Here is a 17697-nt window from a genome sequence, read left to right on the forward strand (position 1 = left end):
CGCATGAAACCAGATCAACTGTTGGTGCCACGCGTCACTTTGCATACTGTTTGCCGCATTTTGTTACATGCCGCCCCACAGCCCGCCCAAGATGGCGGCGGCCGACAGGCCGGCGGTCTCGGTGCGCAGGATGCGCGGGCCCATGGCCAGCGGCAGGGCGCCGTGCTGGATCGCCAGGTTTTCCTCGGCGTCGCTGAGGCCGCCCTCGGGGCCGATCACCAGGGTCACCGCCTGCGGGCTCTGGTGGCGCGCCCAGTCGGCCAGCGACTGTTCGGCGCGCGGCGTCAGGATGATGCGGCGGTGCATGTCCTGCTGGGTGATCCATTGCTTGTAGTCTTGCAGCGGCGCCAGCTGGGCCAGGCGGTTGCGGCCGCTCTGCTCGGAGGCCGACTCGATGATGCCTTGCCAGTGCGCCATCTTCTTTTCCGCCCGTTCGGCCGACAGCCGCACCACGCAGCGCTGCGCCGCCAGCGGCTGCACGCCGGACACGCCCAGCTCGATCGCCTTTTCGATGATCCAGTCCATCTTACTGGCCTCGGGCAGGGCCTGCGCCAGCGTGATGCCGAACGGCAGCTCGACCTCGCGCGGCTGGTGCGTCTTGACCTCGACGCTGACGTGGCGTTTGCCGATGTCGCTCAGGGTGGCGCTGTATTCGCCGCCCTGGCCGTTGAACAGCGTGACCAGCTCGCCCGGCGCCAGGCGCAGCACCTGGATGTGGTGGGCGACCGCCTCGGGCAGGCTGACGAGCTGGCCGATGGCCAAAGGCTGGGAGATATAAAAGCGGGGCATGCGCGGATCCGGTCGGTTTGAGTTCCGCAATTTTAAATGGTGGACGCCTCGGTCTGGTAAAATAATGGGTTCAGCAAGAGTGCAGCACAGACAGTAGCAACGACAGCAGCATCCCATTGCCCCCAGTTTCCATACTTTCGTGATAGACCACCGATGACTTCTACGCTCCCAACCACCCAAATGGCTAACGCGATCCGCGCGCTGGCAATGGACGCCGTCCAGAAGGCCAATTCCGGCCACCCAGGCATGCCGATGGGCATGGCCGAAATCGCTGTCGCGCTGTGGAGTGGCCATTACAGCCACAACCCGGCCAATCCGAAATGGGTGAACCGCGACCGTTTCCTGCTGTCCAACGGCCACGGCTCGATGCTGCACTACGCGCTGCTGCACCTGTCCGGCTACGCGCTGAGCATGGACGACATCAAGTCCTTCCGCCAGATGCATTCGAAAACCCCGGGCCACCCGGAAGTCGACGTCACGCCCGGCGTGGAAACCACCACCGGTCCGCTGGGCCAGGGCATCGCCAACGCGGTCGGCATGGCGCTGTCCGAATACCTGCTGGGCGCGGAGTTCAACAAGCCTGGCTTTGACATCGTCAACCACTACACCTACGCCTTCGTCGGCGACGGCTGCCTGATGGAAGGCATCTCGCACGAAGTGTGCGCGCTGGCCGGCACCCTGGGCCTGAACAAGCTGATCGCGCTGTACGACGACAACGGCATCTCGATCGACGGCAAGGTCGAAGGCTGGTTCACCGACGACACCCCGGCCCGCTTCGAAGCCTACGGCTGGAACGTGATCCGCGCCGTCGACGGCCACGATGTCGCCGCCGTCTCGGCCGCCATCGCCGCCGCCAAGACCGCCAGCAAGCCGACGCTGATCTGCTGCAAGACCGTGATCGGCAAGGGTTCGCCCAACCTGCAAGGCGGCGACAAAGTGCACGGCGCCGCGCTGGGCGACAAGGAAATCGCCGCCGTCCGCGAATACATCGGCTGGAGCGCCGCGCCGTTCGAGATCCCGGCCGACGTCTACGCCGCCTGGGACGCCAAGGCCGCCGGCGCCAAGCTGGAAGCCGAGTGGGCCGCGACGTTCGCCGCCTACGGCAAGCAATTCCCGGCCGAAGCCGCTGAACTGAGCCGCCGCATGGCCGGCGACCTGCCAGCCGCGTTCGACGCCACCCTGGCGGCCGGCATCGCCGCCTGCGTCGACAAGAAAGAAAACATCGCCACCCGCAAGGCCAGCCAGAACGCCATCCAGGCGCTGGCGCCGGTGCTGCCGGAATTCCTGGGCGGCTCGGCCGACCTGACCGGCTCCAACCTGACCAATTGGAAAGAGTGCGTCGCGCTGCGTTCCGGCAAGCCGGGCAACCACGTCAACTACGGCGTGCGCGAGTTCGGCATGTCGGCGATCATGAACGGCGTCACGCTGCACGGCGGCTACATCCCGTTCGGCGCCACCTTCCTGACCTTCTCCGACTACAGCCGCAACGCGCTGCGCATGGCCGCGCTGATGAAGCTGCGCTCGATCTTCGTGTTCACCCACGATTCGATCGGCCTGGGCGAAGACGGCCCGACCCACCAGTCGGTCGAGCACGTTTCGTCGATGCGTCTGATCCCCAACCTGGACAACTGGCGTCCGTGCGACACCGTCGAAGCTATGGTCGCATGGGGCGAGGCGGTCAAGCGCAAGAACGGTCCATCGACCCTGATCTTCTCGCGCCAGAACCTGCCGTACCAGGAACGCACTGCCCAACAGATCGCCGACGTCGCCCGCGGCGGCTACGTGCTGAGCGAAGTGGCCGGCGCCAAGGTCACGCTGATCGCCACCGGTTCGGAAGTCGAGCTGGCCGTGGCCGCCGCTTCGGCGCTGGCCGCGGAAGGCATCGCTGCACGCGTGGTGTCGATGCCGTCGACCGATGTATTTGACCGTCAAGACGCCGCTTACAAGGCCAGCGTGTTGACCAAAGGCTTGCCACGGGTGGCAATCGAAGCCGGCGTGACCGATTTCTGGTACAAATACGTCGGCCTGGAAGGCGCTGTGGTCGGCATCGATACCTTCGGTGAATCGGCCCCGGCAGGCGTGCTGTTCAAGCACTTCGGCTTCACGGTGGAAAACGTCGTGGTGAAAGTCAAATCTGTCATTGCATAATCTATAATTGCTTGTTGCATCACCTATTTTTCTAATCAGGAGCATAGTATGACGATCAAAGTTGCAATCAATGGCTACGGCCGCATCGGCCGCAATGTGCTGCGCGCTTTCTACGAAGGCGGCAAGAAACAAGACATCCAGATCGTTGCGATCAACGACCTGGGCGATGCCAAATCGAACGCCCACCTGACCCGCTACGACACCGCCCACGGCAAGTTCCCCGGCACCGTGACGGTCGACGGCGACAACATGATCGTGAACGGCGACGTGATCCGCGTATTCGCGCAGCGCAACCCGGCGGAAATCCCATGGGGCGATCTGGGCGTGGACGTGGTGCTGGAGTGCACCGGCTTCTTCACCACCAAAGAGAAAGCCTCGGCTCACCTGAAGGGCGGCGCCAAGAAAGTCATCATCTCGGCACCAGGCGGCAAGGACGTCGACGCCACCATCGTGTACGGCGTTAACCAGCACGTGCTGAAGTCCACCGACACCGTGATCTCGAACGCCTCGTGCACCACCAACTGCCTGGCCCCGCTGGTCAAGCCGCTGAACGACGCGATCGGCGTGGAAACCGGCCTGATGACGACGATTCACGCCTACACCAACGACCAGGTACTGTCGGACGTGATGCATGAAGACCTGCGCCGCGCCCGTTCGGCCACCATGAGCATGATCCCGACCAAGACCGGCGCCGCCGCCGCGGTTGGCCTGGTGCTGCCTGAGCTGAACGGCAAGTTGGACGGTTTCGCGATCCGCGTGCCGACCATCAACGTCTCGCTGGTCGACCTGTCGTTCATCGCCAAGCGCGACACGACCGTGGACGAAGTCAATGCGCTGATGAAGGCCGCCGCCGAAGGCGCGTTGAAGGAAGTGCTGACCTACCAGACCGAGCCGCTGGTATCGATCGACTTCAACCACAATCCTGCCTCGTCGAACTTCGACTCGACCCTGACCAAAGTGTCGGGCCGCCTGGTCAAGGTATCGTCGTGGTACGACAACGAGTGGGGTTTCTCGAACCGCATGCTGGACACCACCGTTGCACTGATGACCGCGAAGTAATTCGGGTCTTCAAGTAACAAGCCTCCATCCGCCTGAACGCGATTTAGATCGCGTTCAGTGCAGATGGAGGCTTTTTCGTTTTGTAGCCGGATAGCACCGGCCTGGCGCATAGTTTCGCCCGCTAGGGCGACAGATAAAAAAAACCCTGCGCAGCTTGCGCCGCGCAGGGTTTTTTTTGTGTGCGTCGAACGATTACAGCGTACCGCGCACGCCCAGGTAGGCGCGGCGGCCGATCGGGTCGTACACGCTGGCGTTGGTTTCCGCGCCAGTGGTGTTGCCGTTCAGGCCGGTCAGGATGCGCGGGGCCTTGACGTCAAAGGCGTTGTTGATGCCCAGGTAAACTTCCCACTTCTTGATCGGCGACCAGGTCAGCTGGAAGTCGTTGATGGTGCGCGAACCGATCATCACCGCATCCGGCGCCAGGTCGTAGGCGCTCAGGAACTGGTCGTCCAGGCGCGAACGGCCGGTGTAGCTGGTGGTCGAGGTGATGCCGAAATCGCGCCATTTGTAGGCCAGGTTGATGACGGCCTTGTTGCGTGCGTAGCCGACTTCACCGACCGAGTAGTCCTTGTCGGCGCCTTGCTGAGGAATATCCCAGTAGTTCTTCAGGTAGGTGTAGGCGACGTTGGCGCTCAGGCGGCCAGGGCCGACTTTGTCGGACCACGAGGTCGTCAAATCGATGCCCTCGGTGGCGGTGCCGCCGCTGTTGCCAGCAGTGCTGTTGATGTACTGCAGTGCGCCGGTGCTGATAGCGCCGCCGCCCACGCTACGGCGCGTGATGAATTTGCAGTAGTTCTGGTTGCCCTGGTTGTAGCACTGGTCGAGCGTATAGTCGCGGCCATTGTAGCTGATCGCGTCCGAGATCTTGATGTTGAAGTAGTCGGCGGTGAAGGTGAACTTGTTCAGCATCGGGATCGAGCGCGGGGTGATCACCACGCCGATGGTGGTCGAACGGCCTTTTTCAGCATGCAGGCCAGGATTGCCGCTGGTATAGCCGCTCACGCCTTGCCGGTCCGGCTGGGTCAGGGTGAACTTGCCGTTGGCGGCGATGTTGGCCATCACGCCGGTGGCGGCGCGGCAGGCGTCATCCTTGGTGCCGACCGAGGTCGCGGTCACTTTCTCGCATGGGTCGGTCACGCTCGGGAAGGTTTGCGCCGGCGGCGAGTACAGCTCGTTGATGTTCGGCGCACGGGTCGACAGCGCGCGCGTGCCGCGGAATTTCACGTCCGCAACCGGCTGCCATTCGAGGCCCAGGTTCCAGCTGTTGGTGTTGCCTACGCTCGAGTAGTGACCGTTGCGGAAGGCGCCGTTCAAGGTCAGCGCCTTGGCGAACGGTGCATCTTTCAGCACCGGTACGCGGGTTTCGACGAAGAATTCACGCACATGGAAATCGCCTTCGACGGCGGGCAGGGCGTTGCCGGCGTTCAGGCCGGCCTGGGTCAGCGCATCCGGCACCGAGCTCGACGATTCGCCGCGCCATTCGAAGCCGGCCGCCACGCCGATCTTGCCGGCTGGCAGGTCGAAGATCTCGCCGTTGACCGAAGCGCCGACCAGTTTCTGGGTCACCGAGGTGGCCAGCGAGCCTGGGGCGTTGATGTATTTCAGCGCTTCCGGCGAAATGGTGTTCAGGCCGAACACATTGAGCGGTACGCAACCCTGGGAGCGGGCGTTGGCGTCGGAGCAGATGGCGTCGGTGGTGCTGCCGTTGTGGTTGTCGTCCTTGGTGTCGGTAATCGCGGCCAGCGCGTTACGCACGTTCAGCACGTTGACCTGGCCGCTCGACGACTGCGATTCCTTGGTGCGGCCGTAGGCGATGTAGGTGTCCCAGTTCCACTCTTTGAACGTGCCCTTCAGGCCGGTAGCCAGGCGGAAGGTGTCACGGTCGGCGCCGGCGGTGCGGCTGCCCACTTCGGCCAGGCGGCGGCTGAAGACGTAGTCCTTCAAGCCGTCGCCGTCGGTGTCGGTGATGCGGTCGTACAGGTATTGCGGCACCAGCGGATTGCGCACGGCGACGCCGTTGACCAGGGTCTCGGCCGGGGTCTTGCCGGCGCCGGCCTTGAAGACGTCGAGCGACTGCATCGCGAACGGCTCGATGTTGGTGCGGGTTTTGCTCGACGCGAAGTTACCCTCGAAGAAGGCGCTGAGGTTGTCGTTGAAGGTGTGGTTGCCGGTGGTGGCAAGCAGGAAACGCTCGGTCGGCACGGCGATGGCGCGGTAGTACGAGCGGTTGAAGCCGGTGGCCGGGCCGTTGTCGCCGTTGCCGTCCCATGGAATGACCTTGCCGTCTTTGTCGTAGGTGTAGCTGCCGCTCTTGCCGGCGGCGTCCTTGTCGAAGAAGAAGCGGCCCTGCGGCGCGATGCCCGAGTAGCGCGGGCTGACGGCAAGGAAGGCATCATTGGCTTCGCCGGTCTCGACCATCTTGCTGGTTTGGTCGATCTTGGAGATGTCGCGGTCGCGGCTCATCACGGCGCCCTGCTTGGAGTAGCCGAAATGGCCCATCACGTTGCTGGCGCCGTCGGCGCTGGTGGTGCCGAAGGTCAGCGACAGTTTCTTCTTGAAGTCGTCGCCCTTGCTGCTGCGTCCGGTCTGCGCATCGACCGCCAGGCCGTTGAAGTTGCGCTTGAGAATGATGTTGACCACGCCGGCCACGGCGTCCGAGCCGTAGGTGGCCGAGGCGCCGCCGGTCAGCAGTTCGACGCGTTCGATGAAGTCGGTTGGAATGGTGTTCAGGTCGACTGCGCTGTCGCCCGGCACGCCGGAGACGAAGCGGCGGCCGTTGACCAGCACCAGGGTGCGGGAATCGCCCAGATTGCGCAGGTTGACGGTCGATACGCCGCCGCCGGAAGTCAGGAAATTGGAATTGGTGCGGCTCAGAACCGGCGTACCCAGGGTAGGGTTTTTCAGCAGCAGTTCTTGCAGGTTGGCGGCGCCGGAGGCAGCGATGTCGGCCGACGACAGCAGTTGCAGCGGCGACGGCGAGTCGGCGCCAGGGGCCGAAATGCGCGAACCGGTGATTTCGACTTTTTGTACGGCAGCTTCTTGGGCGTGGGCGGCTTGTAAGCCGAGCGCCAGTCCGCCCACGCAGATCATGCGTACCGAACGGGACAACGTTGTTTCCTTGATCATTACCAACTCCTCCATTTTTCATTAGCATTGCTACTTGCCGGAAAAACATTTTTTCCGATCTGCTAATGTATTGGGTCGTTGGTATATTTGTAAACATAAAATGACAAAATAACTAAAAAAATAACGTTGCTGTTCTTTTTATGCTACAACGCGAGGCGCAAGCCCGGGTAGTAGCGCCGGCCGATCGCCTCGTCATTTTCAGAAGGCGACGGTGCGCATGTATCCTGACGCTCTTTAATCTGGCGTTACCCGGTAAACTTTGCGTCTGCCTGTTGCAGAACTGCGCCCGGATGGAGCACAATTGATCAAGCCGTAATTTCTCGTAGCTCCTTGAACAACTGGTTGCGGTTTCGGCCCAATGCAGACAGTCCCGCGCGCGCTTAACGGCGGGAAGATCTTGGCGGGCGCGAAGGTGCCTGCGGCAACGCTGCGGCAGGCGACGGCGTTCAGCAGGCCTTGCTACGCCTGATCTGCAGTAGTCCGTGCCGATCGCCGGGATGCGTGCCGCGCAGCCTCCCCCGGCTGTGCGCTACTTGCCACCGTTGGCTGCAACTTGGCGATGTTCCTGCGCTAGCGCGCGGGCCATTTTTGCCGCGGAGGCAAACTGGTCGCGCAGGGCGCGGCAATGCGAGGCCATCGACCCCGAATCCCCCTTTGGGCGACCATAGTAGGAACGTGCCATCGACTCATGCCGGGCCGCTTCGGCGTCGTAGTCGACCGCCTTTTGTGTGAAGTAGTCAGCGATCTTCTGGTGATCGCCTGGCGTGGTGGCCGTGGCTATGTTTGCCGGTATGTCGTTGGCGGCCGGCCCCACCGTCGTACATCCGACGAGTCCGATGAAAAGCATTCCGGCAAAGGCTAGTTTGATACGCATGATTCTTCTCCCGATCGTTTGGTTTTGCTGCAACGGACCAGTACGGTGGCCACGGCTCGAAAACACCCACGAAACTACTTGCTATAACGATGGGCATGCAACCATGCTATTGCGTTGGAGTAAAAAATTATTTGATCCACGTCAAAATGGCCGTGAATTCGCTATTTGGGCTTGCCCGCACGCGGCGTACCGCGCCATGCCGGCGTTCTACACTCGGTGTTCCCGCGTCCGCTGCAACAGCTTGACGCCTTCCAGCAGGACCAGTGGAATTGCACCGATGGCCAAGAGTATCAAACAGTCCGCCAAAGGCACATAGTGTGTCTTCAGCAAGCGACCGAGCCCTTGGTTGTGATGACTCCAGACCTGCAAGCCGAAGGTCAAGATGACGACCCCTACGAGCACCATATTCGTCCTGAGCGAAATGCGCCAGAGCGGCCGCGTTTCGCTGCGCGCGCCGAACGAACGCAGGAGTTCGGCAAACACCAGCACGGTGAACGCATACGTGCGCGCCACTTCCACGCCGCTCACGCGCAGCATGTGCAGATACACTGCCATGGCAACGCCGGCGCTCAGGGTCGCTGTCAGCAGCATCGTCAGGACGAAGCTATTGTTGGTTATGCGTTCATCGCGCGGGCGCGGCGGACGCTGCATCACATCCTTTTCGATGGGATCGGTGGCCAGGCACAAGGCCGGGAGGCCATCGGTGACGAGATTGATCCATAACAGGTGTATCGGCAGCAGCGGCGCCGGCAGGCCGGTGGCGACGCAGGCCGTCATGAGCAACAGTTCGCCGGCATTACCCGCCAGCAGGTACTGTAGGGTCTTGCGAATGTTGTCATAGACGCCGCGGCCTTCCTCAACGGCCGCAACTATTGAGGCGAAATTGTCGTCGGTAACGATCATGTCGGCCGCTTGCTTGGTGACCTCGGTTCCTGACTTGCCCATTGCGATGCCAATATCGGCGCCCTGGATCGCGGGTGCGTCATTGACGCCGTCCCCGGTCATTGCCACGACTGCGCCATTGGCCTTCCAGGCGCCGACGATGCGCAGCTTGTGGGCGGCGCTGACGCGTGCGTACACCGCGATTTGTGGCGCCTGCAAACGCAGTTCGGCTTCGTCAAACCGGTCCAGGTCGCCCCCGGCGAGCGCAAGGTCGGCGGCACCCGCGATACCAAGCTCACGCGCGATCGCCATTGCCGTGCGCGGATGGTCTCCCGTGATCATTACCACCCGGATGCCGGCGGCGTGGCAGCGCGCCACAGCGTCTTTGGCTTCTGGCCTTGGCGGGTCGTACATGCCGGTCAGTCCAATGAACACAAGGTCGGCCTCGACAACGGGTCCGCTCAGTTCGGCTGGCGCAGCGACAGCGAGGTCACGCCAGGCCGATCCGAGTACGCGCAGCCCTTGTCCGGCCAGCGCGGCATTTTCAGTCGCGATGCGCTCACGGTCGGTAGCCGTCATCGGACGCACGCCGCTGTCCTCAAGAATGCAGGTGCACAAGGCCAGCAGCACATCGGGTGCGCCATTGGTATAGGCGCGCAGCGTCTGGCCGGGCAGGGTTCGGATCACGGTGCTACGCTTGCGGTCCGAGTCGAACGGAATTTCATGGTGCTTGGGTGACGTTTTTTCAATGTGCGCGCGATCGGCACCGGCCTTGGCGCCGGCCACCAGCATCGCACCTTCTGTGGGGTCACCGATCACACTCCATTGGCCTTCCTGCCGGCTCAGTTGGGCATTGTTACAGCCCAGCAGTACGGTCGCCAGGTCCAGCAAGGCCGACGCGCGTTGCGCGACCGGAGGCGTTCCTTCAACCTGGACCGTGCCTTCGGGCCCGTAGCCATCGCCTGTGACCCGGTAACGCCGTCCCGCCACGTACAAGGCGCGTACCGTCATCTGGCCGGCCGTCAGCGTGCCCGTCTTGTCGGTGCAGATCACGGTGGTGGCCCCTAGCGTCTCAACCGCCGGGAGCCTGCGCACCAACGCCCGCCGGCGCGCCATGCGCAACACTCCCAGCGAAAGCGCCACCGTGACGACCGCGGGCAAGCCTTCCGGAACGGCGGCCACCGCCAGGCTGATGGCGGACATGGTCAGTTCGAGCAGGGCGGTCCCTCGCAACATGCCAAGCAGGAACAGCAAGCCGACAGTCCCGAGGGCGGCCCAGGCAAGGATACGCCCCACGACGTCGAGTTGGCGCTGCAAAGGCGTCGTTTCGTTCCCTGCGTTTTCTTCCAGCATGGCAGCGATTTGGCCGAGTTCGGTGGCCATGCCTGTCGAAACGACCACCGCCAGGCCCGTGCCGGCCACCACCATCGTGCCGGCAAATACCATGTTGCTGCGATCACCCAGCGGTATGTCGCCCGTCGCCAGCGCCGTGCTCAGTTTTGCCGCCGCCTCGGACTCGCCGGTAAGCGCCGACTCCACGCACTTGAGGCTGGCCGCCGAAAGCAAACGCGCGTCTGCGCCGACCAGATCGCCCGCCTCGAGCGCAAGTAAGTCGCCGGTGACGACATCGCGCGCCGGGATCGCCATCAGGCGGCCGTCGCGGCGTACCTTGGACATGGGGGCCAGCATTTTCTTGAGCGCTGCGATCGATTTCTCGGCGCTGTACTCCTGGTAGAAGCCGATGACCGCGTTCAAGACCACGATCAACAGGATCGCCAGCGCGTCGACCGGTTCCCCAATCAAACCCGAAATGACACCGGCGGCAATGAGGATCCAGATGATGATGCTCTTGAACTGGCCCAGCAACAGGCGAAGGGCACTAACGCCACCCTCTGCGCGCAACTGGTTAGGGCCGTCCTGGCGCAAGCGCTTGGTCGCGTCGGCAGCAGTCAGACCGGCCTCGCTTGATGCGTAGCGCTTCAGCGCCGCTTCGGCAGGCAGACTGTGCCATGCTGTGTCAGACTTCATGCCGTAACTCCTTTGCCATTGTTCGCTGCGCGCGGCGCCACTTCCATTCTTCGACTGCGCAAAAGAGGCAGGGTGCAATATAGATGGTCACGCACAGGCTGACCACCATGCCCCCCACAGACGGGATCGCCATCGGCTGCATGACATCGGCACCGCGGCCGGTGGCCCAGAAGATCGGCAGCAAGCCGAAGACGGTCGTGGCGATTGTCATCAATGCCGGACGGATCCGCTTCAACCCGACTTCGACCACCGCATTGCGCATTTCCTGGATGGAAGCGAAGCTGGCGTTGTCGAAGCGGTTTTCCAGGTGGGTTGACATGATCACGCCGTCGTCGTCGACCACCCCGAACAGAACCAGGAATCCAACCCACACCGCGATCGACAGGTTGACGCCCCACCAGGCCAGCATGATGAAGCCGCCTGCGGCCGAGACCATGATGCCAAAGAAGATGACGGGCGCGATCCACCAGCGCTTAAATCCAAGATACAGCATGACGAACATGATCAGCAGGCACAGCGGAACCAGGATGCGCATGCGTTCGGTGGCGCGAACCTGATTTTCAAATTGCCCGCTCCATTCCCAGTAATAGCCTGGCGGCAGCTTCAAGCGGCCGTCGCCCACGGCCGCCTGCAGGAGCGCTTCGGCATCCTCCACCACGCTGACCTCGTCGCGGTCGCGCGTGTTCATCGTTACGTAGCCCACCAGCAGTCCGCGCTCCCCCTTGATTTCCTGCGCGCCCAGAACACTCTTGATGGTTACCACCTGGCTTAGCGGAATTTGCGCGTCGGAGGAAGTGGGGACGAGGATTTTTTCCAATTCAGGCAAGTCTTCGCGCAGTTCGCGCATATAGCGAACCCGGATCGGATAGCGCTCGCGACCCTCGACCGATTCCATGATATTCATGCCGCCAATGGCGATTTCGATAACGTCCTGGACGTCCCGTATATTGACGCCGTAGCGTGCAATTCGGTCGCGATCGATCTCAAATTCCAGGTAAGGCTTGCCGATAATGCGGTCCGCCACAATGTCGGTCGCGCCCGGCACCTGTGCCAGCAACTTTTCAATCTGCAGACCGATACGGCCGATTTCTTTGAGGTCGCCGCCGTATATCTTAACGCCCATCATGGCCCGGAAGCCGGTCTGCAGCATGATCAGACGGGTCTGGATCGGCTGCAGGAAGGTTGGCAACACCCCCGGCATCGCCGTTCTTGCCTGCAGTTCGGTGAGGATCTCGCCCTTGGTGATGGCTCGCTGCTCCGGCCAGATCCACGCCAGCGGCGCCTTCAGCGACGCTGGCCAGTCACTAAACCAGCGCGTCACGGGTATCCTGCGCCAGCGCGTTTCCGGTTTCAAGATGATCATGCTCTCCATCATGCCGATGGGGGCAGGATCGAGTGCGGACTCCGCCCGCCCCAGCTTGCCCACAACCGATTCGACTTCCGGCACGCTGGCAATCGCCTGGTCCTGGCGCGCGCTCACCTCCAGCGCCGGCCCCAGACCCGCCTGCGGCAATAGCGACGGCATATAGAGAAAGGCGCCCTCGTCGAGCGGAGGCATGAATTCACGGCCTATGCCGACCATCACCCGGCGCTCGGCCAGGATGACTATGCCGCGCCGCGCTTCCTGTGCCTGCTCGTCGGGGGACTGGCGCCGCCAAAGCAAACGGCTGGTTTCGCCGGCGCCAGCCTGGCTGAACGTTTGCCAGCGCAACTGGCCAAATTCGACCACGGGACGATCCGGCGCGCCTGCGACACTGTTAATGACCCACCCGAGCGGCGCCAGGACCGCGCCGGCGCCGAGCCAGATACTCGTGCCGGCCGCCAGGATCAGCACGGGCACGGCGAGGAACGCCATTTTGTGATCAAGGATCGCCCGCAGCACCGGCGTATAGACGCTGGCGATTGCCCGCGATACCGGATTTTGCTCAAGCGGCAAAAAACGTTCCCGTGTCATGCGCACCAGGGCCAGCATGACGACCAGCCCCGCCACCAGCGCCATCGGCCAGCCGCTGTAGTGACTGCCGGGCATGCTCCACATGAACAGCGCGTGCACCGCGAACATGCCGGCCACGCCGATCGCGGCGGCGCCGGTCCAGATGCTGCGCCGCGACCAGGTCGCGGGCCGAAACAGCAAGTAGCACACGACCGGCACCACGGTCAGCGCCAGGATCACCGCAGCGCCGATGGCGAAAGTCTTGGTGTAGGCCAGTGGACGGAACAGCAGTCCTTCCTGGCCGGCCAGGAAGAACACCGGGATGAACGACACCAGCGTATTCGAAACGGCGGTGAAGATGGCGCCTCCCACTTCGCTGGCGCCATCGTAAATTCGCTGGAAATGGCTTTTTTCCTTGTCACCGCTGGCGACGTGGCGGTAGATGTTCTCGGTCATGATGATACCCATGTCGCCGACGTCGCCGATCGCAATGGCAAGGCCGGCCAGCGACATGATGTTGGCGTCCACTCCGAAGCCATACATCAGCATGAAACACATGGCCACCGACAGCGGCAGCGTGAGCACAACTGAAACGGTGCTGCGCAAATGCAGCAGGAAGATGAAGATGATGGCGCTTGCCATCAGCGACTCTTCCAGCAGCGCGTCCTTGAGCGTCGCGACGGTCTGGTTGACGATGTCGGTGCGGTCATAGAACGGCACAATTCTCACCTTGGAGCTGCGCCCGTCCGCCAGAACCTTCTGGGGCAGTCCCGGTTCGAGCTGGGCGATCTTGCGTTTGACCTGTTCCACCACTTGCAGCGGATTTTCGCCATAGCGCATCAACACCACGCCGCCCACCGCCTCGACCCCGGCCTTGTCGAGCGCACCGCGCCGGAATTCAGGACCCAGCTGCACGGTGGCCACATGCCGGACCTGGATCGGCGTTCCTTTTTCCTGCCTGATCACGACCTTGCCCAGGTCGTCGGGCGATTTGATGAAGCCGATTCCGCGGATGAAGAATTCAACGCCGTTCTTTTCCAGCACTTTAGCGCCGACGTCAATGTTCGACTTGCGCACCGCTTCGTAGACATCCATCAACGTCACCCGGTGCGCCCGCAGCTTGGCGGGATCGACATCGATCTGATATTGTTTGACGTGGCCGCCGATGCTGGCGACCTCACTCACACCTTCGACCGAGTTGAGCTGATAGCGTACAAACCAGTCCTGGATCGAGCGCAACTCCGCCAGGTCGAACCCTTCCGCCTCGACCGTGTACCACAACACCTGGCCGAGGGCCGTGGCGTCGGGGCCCAACACCGGCGTCACCCCGGCCGGCAGCCGCTGCTGGGCCACGTTCATGCGTTCGAGTACGCGCGAACGTGCCCAGTAGTAATCGACGTCGTCCTTGAATACCACGAACACCATCGCGAAACCAAAACCGGACATCGAACGGATGCTTTTGACGCCGGGCGTGCCGGTCAGGCTGGTCGTGAGCGGGTATGTCACCTGGTTGTCGACGTCCTGCGGCGATCGGCCGGGCCAGTCGGCGAAGACGATTACCTGCTTTTCGCCAATGTCAGGGATGGCATCGACGCGCGTTTCCTGCAGCGCGTAGTAGCCGCCGGCGATAGTTGCGCCGACTGCCAGCAACACAATGAAAACGTGGCTCAGGCACCATTTTATGAGAGCGTCGATCATATGTGTGGCCTAGTGCCCCTGATGCTGCGGCGCTGGCGCTGGCGCTGGCGCGGGAGCCGAAGGCGAGGATGGCGTGGCCGAGCCGCCGTGCTGGTGTCCCGCCGCAGGCGCGGCGCCTTCCTTGTAAAACAGACTGGGCAATCCACGGATTTGGAATTGGCTGTCGAGGAGGAAATTCCCGCGTGTGACTACCCGATCGCCTTCGTTCAAACCACGGATGACCGGATAAGCGTCGTCGGTGCGTTCACCGGTTATCACTTCCACTGCGACGAACTGACTGCGCCCCTTTTCCACATAGACGATCTTGCGCGTTCCACTGTCGAGTACTGCGGTAAGCGGCACCGTCAGTTGCAAGTTGGCGGCCTTGCCGGCGCCAGGTGAATCCGTCTGGATTGTGGCATTGACATACATTCCGGGCTTGAGCAATTTGCCGGCGTTGTCGATCGCGACGACCAACTTGACCGTACGTGACTCCTCGCTGAGCACGGGATTAATGAATCGTACCTTGCCACCGAATACCTTGCCAGGTAGCGCCTCGGCCCTGATCTCGACTGTTTGTCCGGCCTGCAACGCGGCCAGTTCGTTTTCGTACAGGTCCAGGTAGACCCATACCGAATCGAGGTTGGCGAGACGGTACAACACCTCGCCTGGCTTGATCATCGCCTTTTGCTGGACGACCTTTTCGATGACCGTTCCCGCCACCGGGGAGAACAGCGTCAGGCGCTCATGTACCTTGCGCGTGCTGACCAGTTCGTCGACCTGACGCTGTGTCAAGCCCCAGCGCAGCAACTTGCGGGTGGCCGATTCGACCAGGCTGGCACTGTTTGTGCTGTCGAGAGCAACCAGCATTTCCTGCTGCGCCACGACCAAATCCGGGCTGTAGATTTCCACCAGCGGCGCCCCTGCTTTCACCTCGACGCCGGTATAGTCGACGAACAGGCGTTCGGCATAGCCGTCCACCCGCGCGCTGATGGTGGCCAGCGCGGTTTCGTTGTAGTTGACTTTGCCGACGGCATGAAGCAGTCGCGCGACAGGTCGCTTGCCGACCAGCACCGTGTCGACACTGGCCATCGCGCGCGCATGATCCGACAGTTGCAGCATGCCGGCCGGCACCGGCGGGGCAGAGAGGCGAGTCTCGGGTATCGCCGCGGGCTTCCCGCTGGTGAATGAAATGGCGAGCAGCGCACCCAGCAACATCAGTAAAAGGATCCCGGCGGACCCGATGACCATCGTTCTAAATTTCATGGCATTGCCTTGCGAAAAGCGGCACCGGCAGGCACAGTGGCCACGACCAGCAGGGACAGTTCGGCCAGCGCCAGTTCGCGCTGGAGACTTGCCTCGCTATGCGAAAGTTGTAGATCAAGCAGCATTTTTTGTGCATTGATGACGCTGTTGAAGTCGGACTTCCCGCCTGAGTAGGCCGACTGCGCCAGTGTCAGGGCGTCGCTCGCCATGTGAGGTAAACTACCGCCAAGCAGTGCTAGTTGGCGCGTGGCTTCGCTCGCCATGTACATTTTTTCCGCCACTTCGACGGCCAGCGAAATCTGTTCGGCAGAAAGGCGCGCGTCGGCCTCGGCTTTGCCTGCCTGCGCTGCGGCGATCTGCGCCTTGGTTTTGTCGCGCCAGAGCGGCAAGCTGACTGCCAGCGATGGCTGCAGCATGATGGGGCTGGATTTCCAATCGACCTCGATGCCGGCGCTGAAATCAGGTTTCGCCGACTTGCGTGCCAGCCGCAGCGATCCTTCAGCCGCCGCAACTTCCGCTTGCATGAGCTTCAGACGCGGATTGTTGCCAAGCGCCAGCTCGAGCAGGCGCGCGGCGGTCAGTGCGGGTGGGTAAGGGGGGGGCATCGCCGGCAATGGTGGCGCGTCGACGCTCGCGATCATGCCCATTGATGCCTTGAACTGTGCCAACAAGGCATCACGCGAATCGGACAGATTGGCGATGTCGGATGTCAGGCGCTCGCGTTCGATGCGCGCCTGCAGTACGTCTTGCATGGGCGCCCGTCCCACTTCGTTTTGCGTCAGCGCCAGTTTTTCCAGCTGCGCAAGCAGGCGTGCCATCTTGCTCACAAGCATGATTCTTGTGTCAAGGGCGTCAAGCTGATACCGAACCTTCCGCACAGCGAACGCGCTCTGCAGGACGCTTGCTTCGAAGGAAGAATACTTCGCTTGGCTTTCCGCGGTAGCGATGTCGGCTGCGGCGGCGCGCTTCCCCGCGCCGGGGGCGTCAGTCATGACACCTGCCATCAACGCCATTAAATCCATGTCCGCGATGCTTGCCTGCAGTGTCAGGCGAGGGTCGGGCCGTGAACGTTCAACGGTAATACGATGCACGGAGGCCGCCCAGGCGTGAAAGGCAGCTTCCACCTGCGGATCGTTGAGTATGGCGTACAGTACGAACTGTTCGAATTGCCCGTTCGCGTTGAGTGACGGCAGCACAAGACGGACGCCGCCGGGACGGTATTGTCGTCCAACAGTTTTCAGTTGCTGTTGGGCGCCATACTCGCCGCTACCCGGGGTGCCGACACAAGCCGCCAGCAGCGTGCCAACGAGCAATATGCTTGGCAAGCGCCAGGACGGCTGAATGGACACGACTGCACGCAGATTGCGCCGCAGCACGACGCTTACCTCTTGTCGGGCAGGTACATGCCCTTGCCGTCTTGCTGGTGGCTGTGCGGACCTGGTCTTTTCTTGGTCAATGCCTTTTGATTGGCGCCCGGAACGGGGGCGGCGCCGCCCTTATCGGTGACTGGCATGGCGCTCTGGTCCGCTTGCAACTGCTTCGCGGGTATGGACATGCCCTTGGCCTCGCGCATGTGATTATGCGGCGGCACCGGCTTCTTGGCCACGGTGCGGCTATCCTCGGTTTTGCCAGGCATGGCAGCGTCGGTCTCCTGCGCGGCAGCACTGGACACTGCTGGCGGCAACAGGACGGCGTATGCACATAGCGCCATTAGACATGGATGCAGTTTGCCCATGGTAGAACTCCGGATCGTAATGGATGCGATGGAAACCGCTGTCCATGCTACGGAGATCGATCTAAAAAATGATTGATGTGGATCAAAATCTCTAGGATCGCTTGGCGGAGCGGAAGAAATCTGCCTTAGGCGAGGCATCAGTGCCTTCGAAAAATACGCTGTGGCTGTCGTTGAACGTCC

At 62.4% G+C, this 17697-nt stretch carries 10 protein-coding genes; 2 read left to right on the forward strand and 8 right to left on the reverse strand.

The window, feature by feature from the left end; translation table 11 throughout:
• Positions 1–63 precede the first annotated feature (63 nt).
• A complete protein-coding gene (locus AC1RMD_RS24180) occupies positions 64–789 on the reverse strand; it encodes a 16S rRNA (uracil(1498)-N(3))-methyltransferase (protein WP_492930172.1) in 726 nt (241 codons plus the stop codon).
• A 153-nt stretch (positions 790–942) separates the two neighbouring features.
• Here AC1RMD_RS24180 and tkt point away from each other — a divergent pair, with 153 nt between their 5' ends.
• Together tkt and gap are read left to right on the forward strand one after the other, a co-directional pair.
• Positions 943–2937, forward strand: a complete 1995-nt coding sequence (tkt, locus tag AC1RMD_RS24185) for a transketolase (RefSeq protein WP_492930174.1) — start codon at positions 943–945, stop codon at positions 2935–2937.
• A gap of 48 nt (positions 2938–2985) precedes the next feature.
• Positions 2986–3996 (forward strand): type I glyceraldehyde-3-phosphate dehydrogenase, encoded by a 1011-nt coding sequence (gene gap, locus AC1RMD_RS24190; protein ID WP_166105476.1) that lies wholly within the window; start codon positions 2986–2988, stop codon positions 3994–3996.
• 192 nt (positions 3997–4188) lie between these two features.
• Here the strand turns inward: gap and AC1RMD_RS24195 are convergent, their stop codons facing one another.
• From AC1RMD_RS24195 to AC1RMD_RS24225, 7 genes are all read right to left on the reverse strand, one after another.
• The gene (locus tag AC1RMD_RS24195) at positions 4189–7122 is read right to left on the reverse strand and encodes a TonB-dependent receptor plug domain-containing protein (RefSeq protein ID WP_492930176.1); all 2934 of its coding nucleotides are present in this window, start codon (positions 7120–7122) and stop codon (positions 4189–4191) included.
• 529 nt (positions 7123–7651) lie between these two features.
• Positions 7652–7996, reverse strand: a complete 345-nt coding sequence (locus AC1RMD_RS24200) for a hypothetical protein (protein WP_492930178.1) — start codon at positions 7994–7996, stop codon at positions 7652–7654.
• A 207-nt stretch (positions 7997–8203) separates the two neighbouring features.
• Positions 8204–10906, reverse strand: a complete 2703-nt coding sequence (locus AC1RMD_RS24205; protein WP_492930180.1) for a cation-translocating P-type ATPase — start codon at positions 10904–10906, stop codon at positions 8204–8206.
• Positions 10896–14537 (reverse strand): efflux RND transporter permease subunit, encoded by a 3642-nt coding sequence (locus AC1RMD_RS24210; protein WP_492930182.1) that lies wholly within the window; start codon positions 14535–14537, stop codon positions 10896–10898. The genes AC1RMD_RS24205 and AC1RMD_RS24210 overlap by 11 nt, the downstream gene beginning before the upstream one ends.
• 9 nt (positions 14538–14546) lie before the next feature.
• Positions 14547–15782 carry an efflux RND transporter periplasmic adaptor subunit gene (locus AC1RMD_RS24215; protein ID WP_492930184.1) on the reverse strand — a complete coding sequence of 412 codons (1236 nt, stop codon included), beginning with the start codon at positions 15780–15782 and terminating at the stop codon, positions 14547–14549.
• Entirely contained in the window at positions 15779–17158 is a 1380-nt protein-coding gene (locus AC1RMD_RS24220) for a TolC family protein (protein WP_492930186.1), read from the reverse strand. The genes AC1RMD_RS24215 and AC1RMD_RS24220 overlap by 4 nt, the downstream gene beginning before the upstream one ends.
• Positions 17159–17163: 5 nt before the next feature.
• A complete protein-coding gene (locus AC1RMD_RS24225) occupies positions 17164–17517 on the reverse strand; it encodes a hypothetical protein (protein WP_492930188.1) in 354 nt (117 codons plus the stop codon).
• Between the last annotated feature and the right edge of the window lie 180 nt (positions 17518–17697).

The sequence above is a fragment of the Duganella sp. GW822-FHT06D06 genome, from assembly GCF_058799615.1.